Source organism: Arthrobacter sp. 10N43, from assembly GCF_056394525.1.
Window position 1 is genome coordinate 445747 of record NZ_JBFTIA010000004.1, and the last position, 19501, is coordinate 465247.

A 19501-nucleotide genomic window follows, 5' to 3' on the forward strand; every position below is an offset into this window, starting at 1 on the left:
GCGTGCGGGAGGCACTTCCGGCAAAGTCCGCCGGAGGGTTCAGGTCAGAGCTTGTCGAAGTCTGCCTCGTCCACCGTGGAGTCGGACGCAGCCTGGGTGGCGCCCGTGCCGATGGCTGCGGGGGAGCCGCCGGACTTCAGCGCCGCCAGCCGGGCTTCGATCTCGGTCTGCTCGCCCAGGTCCTCCAGTGAATTGAACTGGGCGTCCAGGCTCGAGGCGGCGAGCTCCTGCTGGCCGCGGACCTTGGCTTCCTCGCGGCGGATCTTCTCTTCAAAGCGGCCCACCTCGGACGTGGGGTCCATGATGTTGATGCTCTTGAGGGCGTCGTGGACCTGGCTCTGTGCCTCGACGGTCTTGGACCGGGCCACCAGCTCATTGCGCTTGCTGGTCAGTTCGTTGAGCTTGCCCTTCATCTGGTCCAGGCCCTGCTTGAGCTTGTCCACCACCTCGGACTGGGAGGCGATGTTCGGCTCGGCGGCCTTGGCCTCGTTCTCGGAGGCGATCTGGCGCTGCAGCGCAACTTTGGCCAGGTTGTTGAACTTCTCGGCGTCACCGGCGTCGCCCTTGGCGCGGTATTCATCGGCTTTGCGCGACGCGGCGAGGGCCTTGTTGCCCCAGTCGTGGGCGTTGCGGACGTCCTCGTTGTAGTCGTCCTGGAGCATGCGCAGGTTGCCAATGGTCTGGGCCACGGCGGACTCGGCCTCCGCGATGTTGTTCGTGTAGTCACGGACCATCTGATCCAGCATTTTCTGCGGATCCTCGGCCTGGTCCAGCAAAGAGTTGATGTTGGCCTTTGCCAGCTGGGCCATTCGGCCGAAAATGGACTGCTTAACCATGGTGTTACCTTTCGTCCTGCTCCGATATTTCACTGAATCCAGTGATCAGATGATGTGTGTCGCTTCTAGTCGCTGTCCGCCGGTTGTGGCCGGCGCGTGGTCTGTGGTGAATCGCATTCCTGTTTCCCGTTGCTGTTTCAGGTCCGGGGGCGGCAACGGGGTCAGAAACTCCCGGAGTCGCCGCCGCCAAAGTCGCCGCCGCCGCCAAAGTCGCCGCCGCCACCCCAGCCTCCGCCGGAATCGTCGCCGCCCCAGCTACCTCCGCCGCCACCCCAGCCTCCACCGCCTCCGCCGTGGAGGATTGAGTTGATGAGGATTCCGCCGAGGATCGCCCCGCCGAGCCCGCCTCCGCCGCTGCCACCGAACATCCCGCCACGGCCATAGCCCTGGTTGGTGTAGCCGCCGAACTGGTCAACATCGGACTGGGCCAGCTGCGCGGCCTGGGCCGCCAGCGCGTAGGCCTGCTGGGCGTACTGCAACGCGGTGACCGGGTCGGTGCGGGAGATGGACAGCGCATAGTCCAGGTTGCGCTGGGCTTCCGCCAGGCGTGTGCGGGCGTCGGTGCCCACGCCGCCGCGGCGGGCGGTGATGTAGTCCGACGTCGCGCTGATCTGGGCCTGGGCCGACATGATGCTTTGCTGCAGTGACGCCTGGGCGCGGCGCGCCTGTTCCTGCTGGTCGCGGATTCCGCCCAGCGACTGGTCGAGTGTCTGGTGCGCCGCTTCGACGCGTTCCAGGGTGGCGATGGGATCGATCTTGCCGCCCTGGATTTCTGCCTTCACCTGGGCCAGCGCTGCCTCCACTGCGGCCACCGGACCGGAAAGCTCCGGATGGGCGCCCGACTGGAGCATCGCTTTCGCCTGGGCCAGGTCCTGGGCAGTGTCGACGACGGCGGATTCCAGGCCGCTGCGTGCCTCATCGAGGCTGCCAGCCACCTTGGTGATGGCCCCGATCAGCACGTTGGTCTGGTGCAGGCTCTCCTCGGCCGCACGCACAGCCACCGCGGCAAGGCCGTTCTCGCCGGCGGCGAGCTTTTCCTGCGCCGCGGTTGAGGCGTTCTGCACGAATTCGAGGCGTTCCTTGGCCTGCTTGATATTGTCCGCAACCTGGACCAGGGCGCTCTCGGCGTACTTGGCGCGCAGGTCCGTCAGCGATTGTTCGGCGCTGGCGATCTTGGCCTCGGCTTCGGCGGCTCCGGCACCGACGGCGGCAAGGGCCTGCGGGGCGTTTTTCTCCAGCTCCCGGAGGGAATCGAAGTCCGCCTTTTGCTCCTGCAGCGATGCCAGGGCTGCCTCGGAGCGGCGGATGATTTCGCCAAGCCAGCTCCGTTGCTGCTCTTCGGTGTCGGGGATGTGGTCGTCCAGCTGCTGCTGCAGCTTGAACGATTCCGTCATGTGCCCCTTGGCCTCCTGCAGCGCCTTGGTGAAGTTGCCCACCGCCGAGTCACCGTATTGGGCCTGGGCGAATCCAAGTTCCTGTTCGCTGGACTTGATGGCGTCATCGGCCTCGATCAGCAGCGAATCGCTCTTGCGGCGTAGTTCAGCAACGGTCAGGCCCGCCAGTGGATCGAGCTCTGCACCCTGGGGTCCGTAGGACGCTCCGGCACCCTTGCCGGCCTTTTTCCGGCGGTTGCGGAAGTACAGGTAAGCTCCGCCACCTGCCGCGGCCACGACGCCGACTCCCACCAGGACGGCGCTGCCCGCGCCGGCGTCGGAGGGCACAGTGCCGCTGCCGCCGCCCGCCGCGTCGCCCACCGCACCAGCGGTATCAATGGCCGCCTGCGCGAAGTCGCGCTTCCCGCCGGCCAGGTTCGGGACTATGGCGTTCTGGGTGATGTTGGACGTCTTGGGGTAGATCGCACTGGTCTTGGCGGGGGAGAAGTAGTAGTGCCCGTCGTCGGACATGGTGAGGATGACGTCGGCCTTGCCCATGCCCTTGTTCGTGGCAACGGCCGTGGCCCACGCCGTGGGGTCGGCAGGGTTCTCGAAGGTCTTTGCCGTAATGACATAGAGGTTGTACTTGTGGTCCTTCAGGAGCTTCTGGATGGCGTCCTGGACCTCGGCCTTGCGGCCGCCGAGCACGTTGCCGCTGTCCACGATGTTCTGCCCGGACGGAATAGTCACCGGATCTTCGGCCAAAGCTGGAGCGGCGGGGAGCGCCAGCAATCCAGCGACGCCGAGGACGGCGAGGAAACGATTCAACTTAGACCGCATGTGCAACCCTTCAGCACTTCTGGGACCGGTTCGGTCGAACCAGCCGTCACAGAAAGCAGCAGCGCCCCCACGCAGATGTAAAGCCGCAGGTCGCTGTGGCATTTCCATTTGATTCTATGGTGCACCCAAATGGCAGTCCACCTAGGGGAATATGCCACCAGCGAAACGCGCCTAAACTGGGAAACACAGGCCTGCAGGCCGCAAGCTATCCGTTCAGGAACCTCCCAGCAAATGTCCGCTCTAGTGTCAGCCAGAGCGTCCATAGTTATAGGCAGACGAGGATGAAAGGAAGTCTCATGACTGAGAACCCAGTGCCGGGTGCGTCACCGGAGCCGACACCACAGAACCGGGAACCGGCGGCAGCGCAGGAGGGATCACCGGAGCAGACGCATGCTGTTGGTGCGTCCGAGGCGGCGCCCGGTAGCCCGGCGAGCCCGGCACCTGAGAACCCGACCCTCCGGCTGGACCGCGCCGAGGACGGCGCGCCGCGTCCGGTCTACCAGCAGCAGCCCTCCGAGCCCCAGCGCTCCGCCGCGGATACCCAGCAGTTCGGCGCACCCGCCCAGCAAAATTCAGCCCAGAATACTCAGGCCCCGATCAATCAGGCCCAGCAGACGGGCCCTTACGGCGGATCGCCCCAGCCCGGCCAGGGACACGGCCAGCCCGACCAGCCCACCCACCCGCCTTACGGCCAGGCCCAGTACGGCCAGGCCCAGTACGGACAGCCGCAGTACGGCCAGTCCCAGTACGGTCCTGCACCCTACGTTGCCCACTCCGGTGGCCAGCCGCCGCAGGGGCCGTCCTATCCTTCCGGCTCGAGCTTTGCGAACAACCCGGCGCATGCCCCCAAGCGCAAGGCAGCCTTCGGCGTGCCGACCCTCGTGGCCAGCATCGTGGCGGCCGGCCTGATCGGCGGCGGCGTAGTGGCCGGCGGCAACGCCCTGCTGGCGGACCGTTCGTCCACGGCGGCCACAAGCAGCACCACCCAGGCAGGGCCGGTGATCGTCAACAACCGCGAAGACGTCAACGCCATCACCGCCGCCGCCCTCAAGGCTTCTCCCAGTGTTGTGACCATCAAGGCAACCAGCGGCAGTGACGGCGGCACCGGCAGCGGAATCATCCTCGACGCCGAGGGCCACGTGCTCACGAACACCCACGTCGTCACCCTCGACGGCAAGGCCGCTAACGCCACCGTGGAGGTCCGGACGAGCGAGGGCAAGGTTTTCTCCGCGAAAGTCGTCGGCACTGATCCGCTCTCTGACCTCGCCGTGATCAAGATCGATAATCCCTCGGGCCTGGTCCCGGCAACGCTGGGCGACTCCGGGAAGCTCAACGTCGGGGACACCGCCGTCGCCATCGGATCGCCGCTTGGACTCACCGGCACGGTCACGGACGGCATCGTCTCGACCCTGAACCGGACCATCAGCGTGGCGTCCTCGGCCGCGCCGAAGAACGGTGCGGACAATTCCCAGGGCGGTGACCAGGGCTTCCAGTTCGCGCCTCCGGGCGGCGGCCAGACCCCCAGCACCGCTGATCAGGGATCCATTTCGATCAACGTCATCCAGACCGATGCGGCCATCAACCCAGGCAACTCCGGCGGCGCGCTGGTGAACACCAAGGGCGAAATCATCGGCGTCAACGTCGCGATCGCCTCCGCCGGCGGCGACTCGGCCACCGGCAGCAGCAGCGGCAACATCGGCGTGGGCTTCAGCATCCCGATCAACAACGCCAAGCGCGTGGCCCAGGAGATCATCAGCAACGGCAAAGCCTCGCACGGGCAGTTCGGCGTCAGCGTGAAGGCCAAGGCCGCAGGCTCGTCCTCCTCAGGGTTCTCGGTGGGCGCCGAGGTCGCGACCGTCGAGTCCGGCTCGGCCGCTGACAAGGCCGGCGTCAAGGTTGGCGACGTCGTGACGAAGTTCCAGAACCTGACCATCAGCGATCCCAACCAGTTGACCGCAGCAGTGCGCGAACAGGCGGCCGGTGCCACGGTCAAGGTCACGGTCCTGCGCGGCGGCCAGCAGAAGGATCTCGACGTTACCCTCGGCACTGCACCAGAACAGTAGAACCAGAACAGTAGAACCAGAACAGTAGAACCAGTGCAGTAGAACCAGAAAAGTAGAACCACTGCAGTAAAAAGCACGGCAGGCAGTGACAGCAAGGCCGGGCCGCACCGAATGTGAAATGGTGCGGCCCGGCCTTTTTGCGTGCCGGTCCTCTGCCGGTGGGGACTGGTGGTCCGGCTTGCCCGTCGGGGCGCTGACACAGGCGTTAACCGTGGCCGCGTTGCAGGGCAGCTATATGGTTAGCTAGGAACAGCCCGGCTGCCGGGCGTTCCGTGGCCATGACCCCGCCAGGGGCGGCTATCCACCCGCATGGAAGGCTGCTGTAGACACAGTGGAAGAAACTTTGAAAATCATTGTGCTGGTCAAGCACGTCCCGGATGCGCAGTTCGACCGCCACCTCACCGGCGGGGCCAACACCGTGGACCGCTCCGAAAGCATCCTGTCCGAGCTGGATGAGTACGCCCTGGAGGCTGCGCTGCAGCTGACCGAGGCCCGCGGCGGGGAAGCTGCCGGCAACAAGGTCATCGCCCTGAGCATGGGCCCGGCCGGGGCCGTCAATGCGGTCAAGAAGTCCCTCCAGATCGGCGCCAGCGAAGGCGTGCACCTTAGCGATGAGGCCCTTGCCGGTTCCGACGCCGCGGCCACGTCGCTGGCCCTGGCCGCCGCGATCCGCCACCTTGGCGCGGACGCCCCGGCGGACCTCATCATCACCGGCATGGCCTCCACGGACGGGGAGACCTCGCTGGTCCCTGCCCAGCTCGCTGAGCGGCTGGGGCTTCCGCAGGTCACCTTTGCCGCATCGCTGGAGCTCGACGCCGGCAAGCTCACCGCCCGCCGCGACGGCGACACGCACGCGGACACCATTGAGGCCGACCTGCCCGCCGTAGTGTCCGTCACCGACCAGATCAATGATCCCCGGTATCCGAACTTCAAGGGCATCATGGCGGCGAAGAAGAAGACCATCACCACCTTGAGCCTGGCCGACATCGGCGTTGACGCGGCCCAGGTGGGCGCGTCCGGTTCCTGGACCGTCGTCGAGACCGCAGAGGCCCGCCCGCCGCGCACGGCCGGCACCATCATCACGGACGAAGGCGACGCCGGCATCCAGCTGGTCGAGTTCCTGGCCGCCCAGAAGCTGCTCTAAGGGGATTAACCGAATATGGCAAAAGTACTCGTTTTCATCGACAACCCCGGCCAGGCGCTGAAGAAGTCCAGCCTGGAACTGCTCACGATCGCCCGCTCCCTGGGTGAGAGTGTTGCCGCCGTCAACGGCGAACTGCACGACGACGCCGCCTCGGCCTTGGCGGCCTACGGCGTAGGGGCGCTGTACGTCCCGTCCGCGGCTGACCTCGATGACTACCTCGTGGGCCCCAAGGCATCCTTCCTGGCTGCCGCCGTGGGCGCTGCCGGGGCAGACGTGGTCCTGGCCGAGAACTCGGCCGAGGGCAAGGAGATCGCCGCCCGGCTCAGCATCAAGCTCGGCGCGGGTGTGATCACCGACGTCGTGGCCGTGGACCCGGACGGAACAGCACATAAATCGGTGCTTGCCGGCTCCTACACCACCACGGCGAAGGCCACGACGCCCGTTTCGGTGCTGACCGTGAAGCCCAACAGCGTCGCGCCCGAGCCCGCGGTCACCGCCACGGCGCCGGAAAGCATCACCGTGCAGGTTCCTGCAGATGCCACCGCGGCCGCCGCCCGGGTCACGGCACGCAGCGAAAAGCCCGCCAGCGGACGCCCCGACCTGACCGAGGCCCGGATCGTCGTGGCCGGCGGCCGAGGCGTGGACGGCGACTTCGGTCCGGTGGAGGAGCTTGCCGACGCCCTGGGCGCGGCCATCGGCGCCTCGCGGGCCGCCACGGACGCCGGCTGGATCGGCCACGACGCGCAAATCGGCCAGACCGGCAAGACGGTCTCGCCGCAGCTCTACATCTCCGCGGGAATTTCCGGCGCCATCCAGCAGAAAGCCGGCATGCAGACCGCGAAGGTGATTGTCGCCGTGAACAAGGACGCCGAATCGCCGGTTTTCGAGATCGCGGACTTCGGCGTTGTGGGCGACCTCTTCCAGGTCCTGCCGCAGGCTACCGCGGAAATCAATAAGCGCAAAGGCTGACCGCATGAACACCAACGCCGTTCCGGCGCAAAGCCCGTTCGACCCGGAAACCTCCCGGATCGAGCGGGTGCTTTGTTTCACGGCCCACCCTGACGACATCGACTTCGGCGCCGCCGGCACCGTGGCGGCCTGGACCGCCGCCGGAGTCCAGGTCAGCTACTGCATCATGACCGACGGCGACGCCGGGGGCTTTGATCCCGGGCAGCGCGAGGAAATCGTGCGGCTGCGCATTGCGGAGCAGGAGCGCGCCGCTGCGCTGGTCGGCGTCACTGACATCCATTACCTGCATCAGCGGGACGGCTACCTCGAACCCTCGCATGAGGTGATGCGCGAGGTGGTGCGCCTGATCCGTCAGCTGAAGCCCGACGTCGTGGTGTCCATGCATCCGGAACGGAACTGGAACCGGATCCAGAAGAGCCATCCGGATCACCTGGCCGTGGGGGAGGCTGTGACCCGGGCCGTGTACCCCGCGCTGGAAAACCCCTTCGCGTACCCGGAGCTGGCCGAAGCCGGGCTGGAGGCCTACAAGCTGCCCTGGCTGTGGCTCTTCGCCGGGCCGCAGGAGCGCGAAAACCACTTCGTGGACGTCTCGGAGCACGTGGACAGCAAGCTTGCCGCCATCCATATCCACGTCAGCCAACACCCCGACGTTGACGCCATGGAGCGCACGGTCCGCGGCCTGATGCTCGGCACCGGGGCCCGCGCCGGACTTCCCGCCGGACGCAGCGCCGAGGCGTTCCACGTCGTAACAGTCAACGGCCAGGGGACCATCGCCGGGTTCTAGTGTTGCCGCAGCGCAACCTCTGCCATAAGCTGGCCTCTGTTTAAATCATATTTATTTGATGGAAGGCAGACTTTGATGGCGAAGACTGCGCAACACCCCGTTCTTGTGATCATGGGCGTCTCCGGATCCGGCAAATCAACTGTCGCCGGACTGCTGGCCGGCCGGCTGGGCTGGGACCTTGCCGAGGGCGACGACCTCCACCCCGAATCAAACGTGGCGAAGATGCACGCAGGCCAGCCGCTGACCGACGAGGACCGGTGGCCCTGGCTGGAAAGTATTGCCGACTGGATCCGTGCCCATACAGAGGCCGGGACTCCCGGCGTCGTGACCTGCTCGGCGCTTAAGAAGCGGTACCGGGACATCCTGCGCGGCGAAGGGGTGGTCTTCGTGTTCCTCGAGGGGTCGCGGGACAAAATCTCGGACCGGCTGGCCTCCCGTCACGGGCACTTCATGCCCCCGGCCCTGCTGGAGTCCCAGTTCGACGCGCTCGAAGCGCCCACGCCGGACGAAAACTCCATTTCCCTGTCCGTCTCCGCAACGCCTGCGGAAGAAGCCCAGGAAATCATCACCCGACTTAATCTCGACGCTGCCGACGCCAGGCCCTGAGCCTTCCCGCGTTCTGCCGCGACCAAGGAATTTTTGTGAAATCTCTGATAGCAATGCAGCTTCCGGCTGCCGTTGAAGCCGGGTCCGGCGTCAACACCCAACTACTGATCATCGCGGGCCTGGGCATCGCCCTGCTCGTTGTGCTGATCGCCAAGTTCAAGTTCCACCCCTTTCTGGCCCTGATTCTGGGGTCCGGTTTCGTCGGCCTCGCCGCCGGCGTGGAACCTGCGAAGGTGATCGTCAACTTCGAAGACGGTGTGGGCGGCGTCCTGAAGGAAGTTGGCCTGCTGGTCGCGCTCGGCGCGATGCTGGGCAAGCTGCTCGCTGACTCCGGCGGCGCCAACCGGGTGGTCGACACCCTCCTGGCCAAGGCCACCGGAAACAAGCTGGTCTGGTCCATCACCCTCGTCGCAGTCATCATCGGCCTGCCGATGTTCTTCGAGATCGGGCTCGTCCTGCTCCTGCCGGTGATCGTCCTGGTCACGCAGCGTTCGAAGATGCCGCTCATGCGCATCGCCATCCCGGCGCTGGCTGGCCTGTCCGTGCTGCACGGCCTGGTGCCCCCGCACCCGGGACCGCTGATCGCGATCAGCGCCGTCAAGGCCGAACTCGGCACCACGCTGGCCCTCGGCATCCTGGTTGCCATCCCCACGGTGATCATTTGTGGTCCGCTGTTTTCGCGCCTCGCGGCCAGGTGGGTGCCGGTTGGCGCCCCCGCCGTCGCCGGCGGCGTCGACACCGTGCACGGCGCGGACATGGAGGGCGTCAAGCGCCCGCCGAGCTTCCTCGTCACGCTGCTGACCATTCTCTTCCCGGTGGTGCTCATGCTCCTCAGGGCGGTCGTGGACATCATCTGGCCGGACCCCAAGACGGCCCCCGCCATCCGGATGTTCTTCGACTTCGTCGGCCAGCCGCTCGTGGCCATGACGCTGGCCGTCCTGCTGGCCATGGTGACCTTTGGCTACGCCGTGGGACTCAATGGTGCCTTGATCACGAAAAAGATCAGCGCCAGCCTCGGCCCGATCGCGGGAATCCTGCTGATCGTCGGCGCGGGCGGCGGCTTCAAGCAGACGCTGATCGGCGCCGGCGTCGGGGACTCCGTGAAGGCCTGGGCGGAGGGGACCAACATGTCCGTCCTTGTGCTGGGCTTCATCGTGGCCGTTGCCCTGCGCCTGGCGACCGGTTCGGCCACCGTCGCGACCGTGACCGCCGCCGGTATCGTGGCACCGCTGGCGAGTTCACTGACGCCGACCCACGCCGCTTTGCTGGCCCTCGCGATCGGCGCCGGCTCGCTCTTTTTCTCGCACGTGAATGACGCCGGGTTCTGGCTCGTCAAGGAGCTGTTCGGACTCAGCGTGGGCCAGACGTTCAAGACCTGGTCGGTCATGGAGACGCTGATCTCCGTGATCAGCTTCGGCCTGGTCATGCTGCTCTCGACGGTCTTATAGCTGTAGGGGCGGGGCAGCGACGCCGTCGTTTGATGCCTTAAAGACGACAAAGCCGCCCGGCCTTGGCACCCTTCTACGGAAGGAGCCAAGGCCGGGCGGCATTGTCGTCTCAGGGATACCTGGAGCCGTGCGGCTCCGGGTATCCCGCCGGACTGCTAGGCGTTCAGCGGCGCTGCTGCCACGGTCGGCAGCGTTGGCGACGCGGATCCGCCCTCGGGTTCCACGGTAATGCCCAGGGCTGCGGCGGAACCGATGCCCTTGACCACGGCGGGCTTGGCCAGGGCTTTGGCGTCCATGAGGCCCTGCGATATCGGTGCCGAGCCGTCCTTGGGGATCAGCCACATCTGGTAGACCTTGCCCGCGGGCGGAGCCGGGACGCCGTTCATTTTGACGACGGCGGCGTCCCTGGACGCGGAAATCGTGACCGTCGCGGTACCGCCTCCGTTGACCTCAACGGTGGCCTGGCGGACATCGCTGGCCTGCATCACCTGGTTCAGCGGATCGTTCTGGTTGGCCACATACGCGCTCACTCCCACCCCGCCGAGTGCGATCACGCCGGCAGCGGCGACGCCGACAAGCCAGTTCCGCATGCCCTGCGGCCGGCGGCGTTCTTCCCTGCGCTTGCGGGCAGCACCGAGCTCGTCAGTGGCGGGCACTCCGGAGCTCTCGCCAGCCGGATTCGGCATCACTGGCGCGGTCCCCGGTCCCGTGCCGGGCAAAGATACCACCAGGGGGGACTGCACCGATGTCTGCGCCGGCAAGGTGGACATGATCCGGTCCAAGAGGCCCGGCGGGGGCTCTTCCTCGGCGGTGAAGCTGGCGGCCAGGGTCTCCCGGGCCTGCCGGACACGCTCGTTGAAGGCATTCTTCTCTGCTGCCGGTGCGGAGGCGAGGAAGTGCTCGATCGCGGCGCGTTCGGCGTCGTCCACGGCGTTGAGGGCGTATACCTCGGCAAGGTCCACGAGGCGGCCGGAAGCCAGATCAGCGGAGATCTCTGCGGTGAAGCCGCCGGGGAGGCGGCTGTTGTCATTCGGATTCATGTCGGTCAATTCAGCTCACCCCCAAGCAGGTCTTCAATCGGATTAGTCCATCGCGGATGCGGGACTTGATGGTAGGAACCGCGGCGTTCAGGCGCTCGGCCACTTCGCGGTAGGTGAGGCCGCCGTAGTATGCCAGGCGCACGGACTCCTGTTGCGTCTCGGTGAGCGTCTCCAGGCACCGGACCACGGCCTCGGCCTCGAGCCGGCTGCCGACCTCGTCAGAGACGGAATCGTGGTCGATTTCCTGGCTGCTGGCGCCGTACTTGGCTTCGCGGTCGGTGGCGGACTGCGATGAGCGGACCTTGTCAACGGCCCTGCGGTGGGAGATGGTCATCAGCCAGGCGAGCGGGCTGCCGGCCGCGGGATTGAACTTGGAAGCGTTCTGCCAGACCTGCAGGAAGACTTCCTGCGTGGTGTCCTCGCTGAGTTCGGTGTCGATCAGGACCCGGCGGGCCATGCCGAATACGCGCCTCGAGGTGAGGCTGTAGAATTCCGCGAACGCTGCCTGGTCGCCCTGCGCAATCAGTTCGAGCAGGCTGCCGAGCCGGCCGTTGATGTCGGCTGAGGTACCCGCAGGTGCTGCGGCCTCGGGGTTCGGGGCATTCGGAGTATCCATCACCCCCAAGCATAAGGCGCCAATGGGCGCCCGCGGGCCAACCCGCGGGCCAAGAGGTGCTGCATGCGGCGAGGGGCCGGGCCCTGCCTCCCGCTCAGGGTGTCTATCCACCGGGGCTCGTTCCAGATGTACTGTTCTCACCCGCCTCTCCTCGCTTCCTTCCGTTTTGTCCCCAAAAAACGTGCTGAGTTGACGGTCTTGTGTCCGCCTTCAGAAGTGATTCGGTGCGACCCTGAACCCGGATGGGCGGTGCCTGCAGGATTCTTTGCCGCGGGTTCCTCACCCGGGGGGCCAACGGTCCTGCCGGCTCCCCGCGGTGGACCCGTTACAGCTTGGCGCCCGCGAACCCGTTCTGCCGCCACGCCTCATAGACAGCGATGGACGCCGCGTTGGCCAGGTTCAGCGAGCGGAGAGCCGGCAGCATCGGCAGGCGGACGCGGGACGTCACCCGCGGACTGTATTTGATCTCCTCGGGCAAGCCCACGGATTCAGGACCAAACAGAAGAACATCGCCCGCGCGGTATTGGATGTCGGTGTACGTCGTTTCGCCGTCGGAGGTGAAGGCAAAGACCCGCTCCGGCTGCAGCGCCGCCCAGGCCGCGTCTATGTCCGGGTGGACGGTTACGACGGCGAGGTCGTGGTAATCCAGGCCGGCCCGGCGCAGCTTGGCATCGGAAAAATCAAAGCCCAGTGGCTCCACCAGATGCAGTTCGGCGCCCGTGATGGCTGCCAGCCTGATGGCGTTTCCGGTATTGCCGGGGATTTCGGGGGTGTGGAAGAGGATGCGGAACACCTGTCCATCCTAGCGAGCCGCCGGCTAGTGCATTCCACCCAGCAGGCGCGCCAGCACGGGAACGTTGACCGTGTTGGGTGCCGGTCCCGAGCTGAGGAACTGCTTGAGGCCGCGGGCCAGTCCCGCGGCGTTGACCACCTCGACAAGCCCCGAACCCTCTGCGTACCCGCCGCCCTGGCCCCCGGCTGTACGCCGGTGCCGGTCGATCACCGGCTGGTGGAGATTGCCGTCCGTGCTGTGGACAACAATCCAGCCCGTGACATTGAGCTCGGGAAATATGTCCTGCATCCGGCGCACCACGTGGGCCAGCTGGGGCGGGGCGACGGATCGTCCGCCGTGCGTCAGCGTGCTGCCGTTCCAGGCGTACGCGCCCGGCGGCAGCAGCATGGACCCGATGATCGCGAGCCGGTACCCCGCCAGGACGGCGTGGTCGATGTGGCTGTTGTCCGCCGGGGACTGCAGCCCGTTGATCAGGCGCGCCGCCGGAATGGTGGCCAGTATCTGCCTGCTGATCAGCTGCACGGTGCGCATCTCGCGCTGGATCCGGGCCTCGGCCCCGAAGATCCCGCGCTTTCGGGGCATTCCGTGGACCTGCTGCCGGGCCACGCCGGCGGGAATCAGGGGTACCGCGGCCGACGCGTCGAACTGCTCGAACGGGGGAACATAGACGGGCGGGTCCGCCGCCGTATTCCGCGGCGTGTTGGGGCGGCGCACGTTGGCCGAGGCGCGGCTGCCTGCGGCCGGCGCGTCGAAGTGGGCGCCCTCGTCACCGGCCGGAGCCGAATATGCGCTGCCATAGGAACGGTCGTAGTCCGCACGGCGCTTGGAATCGATAAGCGTCTCGTAGGCCAGGGTGACGCGCCGGAACGCTGCGGGATCGCCGCCGTGGTCCGGGTGGGCGAGCCGGGCGGCCTTGCGGTACGCCACTTTGATGTCCTTCTCCGTCGCCGTCACGGGGATCCCTAGGACCTGGTAATGCGAGCTGCTGCCCTGCGTCAAACAGAGATCCTTTTCATCGTTGGTGCCGGCGCTGAGGATGCCGGACCGTTCGCGGGCGCCCGGCGTGCCCAGTTTAACCGGCTGGAGGAATAACGAGCGCGCGCACCGGGATGGTTCCCGGCGGCTGGCATAATTGCGCGCATGATAATCGCGGTCGCCGTCAACCCGCGCGCATCCTTTGGCCGGGGGCGGCATGCCGGGAAGGAAGCGGCGGCGCATTTCCGGACCGCCGGAGCGGATGTCCTGCTGCTGTGCGAGGAGAGTTATTCAGAGCTGGCGCAGGCGGTCGAGGGAGCGCTGGCATCGGGAGCGGATGCCCTGGTGGTGGTGGGCGGCGACGGCATGGTCCACCTCGGGCTCAACGCGCTCGCCGGTGCGGGGGACGGCGGCCGGGTTCCGCTGGGCATCATTCCCACCGGGACCGGCAACGATATGGCACGGGCGCTGGGACTACCGCTGCGCAACCTCCAGGCGGCCTGCGAACGGGTGCTGCAATCCCTGGCCGACGGCGGCCGGATGATCGACGCCGGGAGGATCACCGCCGGAGGAACTTCCTGCTGGTTCGCGGGCGCCGTCTCGGCGGGGTTCGATGCCGCCGTCAACGAACGGGCCAATGACTGGCGCTGGCCGCGCGGCAAGATCCGCTACCAGCTCGCCATGCTTCGCGAGCTGGCCTCGTTCCGGGCCATCGAGTACACGGTGACTGCCGACGGCGAGCGGTGGCGGCAGCGGGCCATGCTGATTTCCGTGGCCAACGGCCAGTCGATCGGCGGCGGGATGAAGATCGTTCCGGAGGCGGTGCTCGATGACGGCCACCTGGACCTGTTTGTTGTCAGCCGGTTGTCCCGGGCCGGCCTGCTAGCCGTGTTCCCCAAGGTCTTTTCCGGCAGGCACGTGGGCCACCCCGCCGTGCACATTCGCCGGGTCCGAACGGTGGAACTCGCGGCCAGCAATATTGTGGCCTACGCCGACGGCGAGCGGATCGGGGCGCTCCCGATGACCATCGAGGTCGTTCCACGCGCCGTCTGTATCCTGGCGTAGCAGCAGGGCAAACCTGCCCTACTCAGCCGCCTGCGCGGACCTGCGCGGGGACAGCCTGTTCAGGGCCAGGGCGCCCACGAGCAGCCCGAAGTCACGCAGCGCGACGTCATAGAAGCTGCCGAGGACAATCAGGTTGATGATGATGCCCAGCAGCCAGGCGGCCACGAGCGCCGACCCGAAGCGCGGGCGCAGCGCCACCATCACCCCGGCGAGGATTTCGACCACGCCAACGATGTACATGATGGTCTGGGCCGGAAGCGGGACTACCGACGTCGCCACCGGAGCCAGATACATGGTCCAGTCGGTCAGCAGGTTCGTGAACTTGTCCAGGCCGAACAGGATCGGCGCCACCGTGAAGACGGTCCGCAGCAGCAGGAAGGCCTGGCGGTGCGGGTCCGCCTTGAGCTGCTGGGCCGACGTGGCGAGGACTGGGGAAGCTTTCATGGCACGCTCCTTCTAAAAGTTGATATCTAGATTTTAGAACCCTGCCTGATGATTAAGCAATGATTCTTGTTTTTAGAGATATTCTTGGTTCATGACCAAACTTCCGTGGAATATCCGGCTCGCGGCGGTCGCGTCCCTGGGCGACGAGACCCGCAGGAGGCTGTTCGACTTCGTCACCTCGGCGGCAGGAGCCGTCGGCCGGGACGACGCCGCCAAGGCCGTAGGCCTGGCCCGGAGCACAGCGTCGTTCCACCTGGACCGGCTGGTGAAGGACGGGCTGCTGGCCGTGGAGTTCCGCAAGCTCGGGGGCCGGGAGGGCCCCGGCTCGGGCCGGCCCGCCAAGCTGTACCGGGCCGCCGTGGACGAGGTGGCGGCCTCCGTCCCGGACCGCCACTATGACCTCGCCGCAGAATTGCTGGTTTCGGCGATCGAGGCTGCGGGCAGCGACGGCGGATCTGCCCGGGATGCCCTGCTGCGGGCGGCCCGCGCCAAGGGGGAGTCGGCGGGTGAAGAGGCAGCCCGCGCAACCGGAGACGGGGCGGCGCCGGAAGCCGCCGGCCCGCAGGGCGGTGCCACCCCGTTCGCGGACTTCCTGGCGGGGCAGGGCTACTGCCCGGCGGACGACGGCGCCGGGGGACTGGTGTTGTTGAACTGCCCGTTCCACCGCCTCGCCGCCGGCCACGCGGACGTGGTCTGCGCGATGAACGGGGCCTTCCTCGGTGGGGCCACTGCGGCCCTGGGAATCGACCCGGGCCGGGTGGAGGCGCTGGCCATCGAAGATCTCAGGAAGCAGGGGGGCGCGCAGCCCGGGCAGTGCTGTGCCCGGATTCTTCCAGCGTGACCGATGGCGTGCCCTTGGTTCCGGTCAGCAGGACGCCGGCGACCACCATGAGGCCGCCGGCGATCTGCGCCAGGCTGAGCGGTGTCCCCAGCATCACGGTAATGATGGCTGTGAAGACAACCATCAGGTTCAGGTAGTTTCCCGCGGTTCCCGGCGGCGTGGTCTTCAGCGCCAGGTTCCAGAAAAGGTAGGAACCCAGGGACGGGAACAGTGCGATATACGCCAGTGACCAGCCTTCGGCCGAGGTATCGGGGAACCGCACGTTCAGGGCGAGGGCGAAGGGCGCCAGCGTCACGGCCGCAATCACCACCTGCACGGCGGTGGCCGAGATGGCCGGCACATCCAGCCGGCGGGCAATGATTGTGTAAAAGCTCCAGACGAGGATCGCGCCGGTCATCATGAGTTCGCCGGTGTTGATGGAGAGGCTGAACACCCGTGCCAGGTCACCCCGGGTCAGTACGGTCAGCACACCCAGCAGGCCAAGGCAGATGCCGAGCCAGCCCAGTCGGGTGGTCCGCTCCCGCAGCAGGAGAAACGCCATCACCACGATCAGGGCCGGGTTCGCGGCCGTAATGAGGGCAGCGTTCATAGCGGACGTGTACCCGAGCGCGCCGTAAAGGAGAAGTGTGTAGCCGATCATGCCCAGGACGCTCAGCACCAGGAGCGCGGGCCAGCGGCGCAGCACCGCGCGCCAGTCCGGCTTCTCGACACAGTGGGCCAGGAGCAGCAGCGGCGCAGCGGCCAGGGTCCAGCGCCAGAAGGTTAGTTCCAGGGGCGTCATCGAGGCGGCCGCAGCGTGTCCGACCACGAAATTGCCGGACCAGAACAAGGTGGCCAACACCAGGTAGAGGGACGCTTTCACCGCACGAATCTACACCCCCAGGCGCCCCCTCCAGGTGCCCTGCCGGCCAGGCTTCCGGGTGCCCGTCCCGGCGCCTCCGCCCCGTGCGGCCGCGACGGCCACGCAACGCCGCGTGCAGGACCCGCGGGTAGAATTGGGCTGTGCCTGTATACCTCGACCATGCCGCCACCACCACGCTCGCCCCGGAGGCGCTGGCTGCCCTGACGCGCGAGCTGGCCCGGACCGGCAACCCTTCCTCGCTGCATGGATCGGGCCGCCGTGCCCGGCGCTCTGTGGAGGACGCCAGGGAGGTGCTGGCGGCCGCCGCTGGGGCACATCCCTCGGAAGTCATCTTCACCTCGGGCGGGACCGAGGCGGACAACCTGGCGGTCAAGGGCCTGTACTGGGCCCGCCGGGCCGGGGACCGGACGCGCACGCGAATCCTGTGTTCTGCCGTCGAGCACCATGCGGTGCAGGACACCGTCGAATGGCTCGAACGCCACGAGGGCGCCGAGGTCTGCTGGCTCCCGGTGGACGCCGCGGGCGTCGTCGACCTCGCCGTGCTTGAGGCCGAGCTGTCCCGGGACCCCGCGACGATCGCGCTGGTGACCGTCATGTGGGCCAACAATGAGGTCGGAACCATCCAGCCGGTCGCCCGGATCGTGGAGCTGGCACACGCCGCCGGCGTGCCCGTCCACTCCGACGCCGTCCAGGCGTTCGGGTCCGTGCCCGTGGACTTCCGCGCGATTGGCCTCGATGCCATGTCTGTCTCCGGGCACAAGATCGGAGGCCCGGTCGGCGTCGGCGCGCTCATCCTGGGCCGAGCGGTGAAGCTGACCCCGGTCCAGCACGGCGGCGGGCAGGAACGCGACGTGCGCTCCGGGACCCTGGACACTGCGTCGATCGCCGCTTTTGCCGCGGCCGCCGAGGCCGTCGCCGCGAAACTCCCCGACGAGGCCGCCAGGATCGGGGCCCTTCGGGACCGTCTGATCCAGGGCGTCCTGCAGGCCGTGCCCGAGGCCGTGCTGCGGGGCGCCCCGGGCGCAGGGCGGTTGCCTGGCAACGCGCACTTCACATTCCCCGGCTGCGAGGGAGACTCGCTGCTGTTCCTGCTGGATCTTGCCGGCGTCGAGTCCTCCACCGGCTCCGCCTGCACCGCAGGTGTTCCAAGGCCCTCCCACGTGCTGCTCGCCATGGGCCTGGATGAGGACACGGCGAGGGGTGCCCAGCGATTCACCCTCGGGCATTCCTCGACCGACGCCGACGTCGATGCCCTGCTTGCCGCGCTGCCGGGCGCCTATGCCCGGGCCCGCCAGGCCGGCATGGCCGGACACGAATCCAGCATCCAGACCGCGGGAACGGTTGCCCGTGAATCCGCGCGGCAGGCCTCCACCGGCAGCTAAGCCAATAGCTGGTCCAGCGGGGTAGAGGCGTCCGCGAGTAGCTCCGGGCTGACGGCAGCGCGTGCGCCGATGAGCGCCTTGATTGCCTTTTGCGGCTTGGCGGCGCGGGGCCAGTTCACGTTCATCCCGGCCACCACCTGGCCCTCGCGCTGCCAGAAGGCCAGGAACTCCCTGTCCGCCAGCGAGCCACGGATCACCGGCGCCCCGGCAACGAGCGTCGGGAAACCCGAGTACTCCATGCTGACCTCGAACTGGTCCGTATAGAAATACGGGATCGTATCCAGGGCGGCATCCAAGCCAAGCATGGCCCGGGCGGCGACTTTGCCGCCGTTGAGGGCGTTGGACCAGTGCTCGCTGCGGTGGTGCTCGCCGGTGAACGGGTGCAGGGCATTGGCGGCGTCACCTGCGGCGAAGATCCCGGGCGCCGAGGTCCGCAGGGACGCGTCCGTGAGGATACCGTTGCGAACTTCGATCCCGGCCGCCTCGGCCAGCCCCACCTCGGGCACCACGCCAACGGCAATGACCACAAGGTCCGCCGGGAGGAGCTCGCCGGTGTTGGTGCGGACACCGGTCACCCGTCCGGACGTCCCCGTGATTTCCGCGGCCGAGGCCGGCAGCCGGAACCGCACTCCGTGGGCCTCGTGCAGCCCGCGGAAGAAGCCACCCAGGTCCGGGCCGATCGCCGCCTCCAGCGGCACCTCTTCGAGTCCCATCAATGTGACGGTGTTGCCGTAGCTGCTGGCGGCGGCGGCCAGTTCCATCCCGATCCAGCCGGACCCGACCATGACCACATTCAGGCCGCCCTCGGCCAGACGGGCACGCAGGCGGCGGCTGTCCTCCACCGTGCGGAACGTGCTGACGCCGTCGAGCCCGCTGCCAGGCAGCGGGATGCTGCGCGGCCGCGCTCCCGTGGCGAGCAGCAGGGAAGCGTACTCCAGCCGCCCGCCGTCGCCCAGGACCACGGCCCGGCCGCCCGGGTCTACCTCCGTGACGTGGGCACCGAGCCGGAGCTCGACGTCGTTCTCCGCGTACCAGTCCGCGGGCACCACCGGGAGGGCATCCTCGCCCGCCTTGCCGAGCAGGTACTCCTTGGACAGCGGCGGCCGCAGGTACGGCGCGTGGGACTCGGAAGCGAGCACCGCAACCCGGCCGGAGAAGCCCTCGGCGCGCAGCGTCTTGGCCGCCGTGGCGCCCGCGAGGCCGCCGCCCACGATCACGATGTCGTCATTGGCCATGGTCTGCTCGATTCCGCGTCTGTGCGCATCAGGTTCTAAACCGGCTTCTGTTTCTAAAACTGCTTGCTCTGACGCTAGAAGCGCGAAGCTGCGCCGTCAAGGCTTTTGGGCGAGGATTCGGCGTGGCGATAGAATGGCGTGGCAGGCATTGTGCTATCTCCGCGGACCCAGCGTCAGTGACAGTG

18 protein-coding genes are annotated in these 19501 nt (G+C 67.5%); 9 read left to right on the forward strand and 9 right to left on the reverse strand.

Features of this window, described 5'->3' with window-relative positions:
• Nucleotides 1–44: 44 nt before the first annotated feature.
• Together AC1DDO_RS10285 and AC1DDO_RS10290 are read right to left on the reverse strand one after the other, a co-directional pair.
• Nucleotides 45–836, reverse strand: coding sequence for a PspA/IM30 family protein (locus tag AC1DDO_RS10285; protein WP_476868603.1), 792 nt, complete (start codon nt 834–836; stop codon nt 45–47).
• Between the two features lie 161 nt (nt 837–997).
• Nucleotides 998–3049 (reverse strand): TPM domain-containing protein, encoded by a 2052-nt coding sequence (locus AC1DDO_RS10290; protein ID WP_476868602.1) that lies wholly within the window; start codon nt 3047–3049, stop codon nt 998–1000.
• Nucleotides 3050–3345: 296 nt separating this feature from the next.
• Here AC1DDO_RS10290 and AC1DDO_RS10295 point away from each other — a divergent pair, with 296 nt between their 5' ends.
• The 6 genes from AC1DDO_RS10295 (at nt 3346) to AC1DDO_RS10320 (ending at nt 10063) form a co-directional block, all read left to right on the forward strand.
• Nucleotides 3346–5112: a S1C family serine protease gene (locus AC1DDO_RS10295; protein WP_476868601.1), complete on the forward strand. Its 1767-nt coding sequence runs from the start codon at nt 3346–3348 to the stop codon at nt 5110–5112.
• A gap of 343 nt (nt 5113–5455) precedes the next feature.
• Nucleotides 5456–6256, forward strand: coding sequence for an electron transfer flavoprotein subunit beta/FixA family protein (locus AC1DDO_RS10300; protein WP_476868600.1), 801 nt, complete (start codon nt 5456–5458; stop codon nt 6254–6256).
• Between the two features lie 15 nt (nt 6257–6271).
• Complete coding sequence (locus AC1DDO_RS10305) at nt 6272–7225, forward strand: electron transfer flavoprotein subunit alpha/FixB family protein (protein WP_476868599.1); 954 nt, start codon at nt 6272–6274, stop codon at nt 7223–7225.
• Between the two features lie 4 nt (nt 7226–7229).
• Nucleotides 7230–8009: a PIG-L deacetylase family protein gene (locus tag AC1DDO_RS10310; RefSeq protein ID WP_476868598.1), complete on the forward strand. Its 780-nt coding sequence runs from the start codon at nt 7230–7232 to the stop codon at nt 8007–8009.
• A gap of 75 nt (nt 8010–8084) precedes the next feature.
• Nucleotides 8085–8615, forward strand: coding sequence for a gluconokinase (locus AC1DDO_RS10315; RefSeq protein ID WP_441407399.1), 531 nt, complete (start codon nt 8085–8087; stop codon nt 8613–8615).
• Between the two features lie 53 nt (nt 8616–8668).
• The gene (locus tag AC1DDO_RS10320; protein WP_476868641.1) at nt 8669–10063 is read left to right on the forward strand and encodes a GntT/GntP/DsdX family permease; all 1395 of its coding nucleotides are present in this window, start codon (nt 8669–8671) and stop codon (nt 10061–10063) included.
• 155 nt (nt 10064–10218) lie between these two features.
• On the opposite strand, the gene AC1DDO_RS10325 is transcribed toward AC1DDO_RS10320, so the two are convergent.
• From AC1DDO_RS10325 to AC1DDO_RS10340, 4 genes are all read right to left on the reverse strand, one after another.
• Complete coding sequence (locus tag AC1DDO_RS10325; protein ID WP_476868597.1) at nt 10219–11103, reverse strand: anti-sigma factor; 885 nt, start codon at nt 11101–11103, stop codon at nt 10219–10221.
• A gap of 10 nt (nt 11104–11113) precedes the next feature.
• On the reverse strand, nt 11114–11719 hold the full coding sequence (sigK, locus tag AC1DDO_RS10330; RefSeq protein WP_441407401.1) for an ECF RNA polymerase sigma factor SigK: 606 nt from the start codon (nt 11717–11719) through the stop codon (nt 11114–11116).
• Nucleotides 11720–12044: 325 nt separating this feature from the next.
• Nucleotides 12045–12512, reverse strand: a complete 468-nt coding sequence (locus tag AC1DDO_RS10335) for a tRNA (cytidine(34)-2'-O)-methyltransferase (RefSeq protein ID WP_441407402.1) — start codon at nt 12510–12512, stop codon at nt 12045–12047.
• Nucleotides 12513–12536: 24 nt separating this feature from the next.
• The gene (locus AC1DDO_RS10340) at nt 12537–13511 is read right to left on the reverse strand and encodes a J domain-containing protein (RefSeq protein WP_476868596.1); all 975 of its coding nucleotides are present in this window, start codon (nt 13509–13511) and stop codon (nt 12537–12539) included.
• Between the two features lie 141 nt (nt 13512–13652).
• Between AC1DDO_RS10340 and AC1DDO_RS10345 the strand changes: the two genes are divergently transcribed.
• Entirely contained in the window at nt 13653–14552 is a 900-nt protein-coding gene (locus tag AC1DDO_RS10345) for a diacylglycerol/lipid kinase family protein (RefSeq protein ID WP_476868595.1), read from the forward strand.
• An 18-nt stretch (nt 14553–14570) separates the two neighbouring features.
• Here AC1DDO_RS10345 and AC1DDO_RS10350 read toward each other — a convergent pair whose 3' ends face one another.
• A complete protein-coding gene (locus AC1DDO_RS10350; protein WP_476868594.1) occupies nt 14571–14996 on the reverse strand; it encodes a hypothetical protein in 426 nt (141 codons plus the stop codon).
• Nucleotides 14997–15087: 91 nt separating this feature from the next.
• Here AC1DDO_RS10350 and AC1DDO_RS10355 point away from each other — a divergent pair, with 91 nt between their 5' ends.
• Entirely contained in the window at nt 15088–15837 is a 750-nt protein-coding gene (locus tag AC1DDO_RS10355) for a helix-turn-helix transcriptional regulator (RefSeq protein WP_476868593.1), read from the forward strand.
• Here AC1DDO_RS10355 and AC1DDO_RS10360 read toward each other — a convergent pair.
• The gene (locus AC1DDO_RS10360; RefSeq protein ID WP_476868592.1) at nt 15779–16699 is read right to left on the reverse strand and encodes a DMT family transporter; all 921 of its coding nucleotides are present in this window, start codon (nt 16697–16699) and stop codon (nt 15779–15781) included. The two genes, AC1DDO_RS10355 and AC1DDO_RS10360, sit on opposite strands and share 59 nt — an antisense overlap.
• Nucleotides 16700–16839: 140 nt before the next feature.
• On the opposite strand from AC1DDO_RS10360, the gene AC1DDO_RS10365 reads away from it, so the two are divergent.
• Nucleotides 16840–18081 carry a cysteine desulfurase family protein gene (locus AC1DDO_RS10365; protein WP_476868591.1) on the forward strand — a complete coding sequence of 414 codons (1242 nt, stop codon included), beginning with the start codon at nt 16840–16842 and terminating at the stop codon, nt 18079–18081.
• On the opposite strand, the gene AC1DDO_RS10370 is transcribed toward AC1DDO_RS10365, so the two are convergent.
• Nucleotides 18078–19316, reverse strand: coding sequence for an NAD(P)/FAD-dependent oxidoreductase (locus AC1DDO_RS10370; RefSeq protein WP_476868590.1), 1239 nt, complete (start codon nt 19314–19316; stop codon nt 18078–18080). The genes AC1DDO_RS10365 and AC1DDO_RS10370 overlap by 4 nt on opposite strands.
• Nucleotides 19317–19501: the final 185 nt, after the last annotated feature.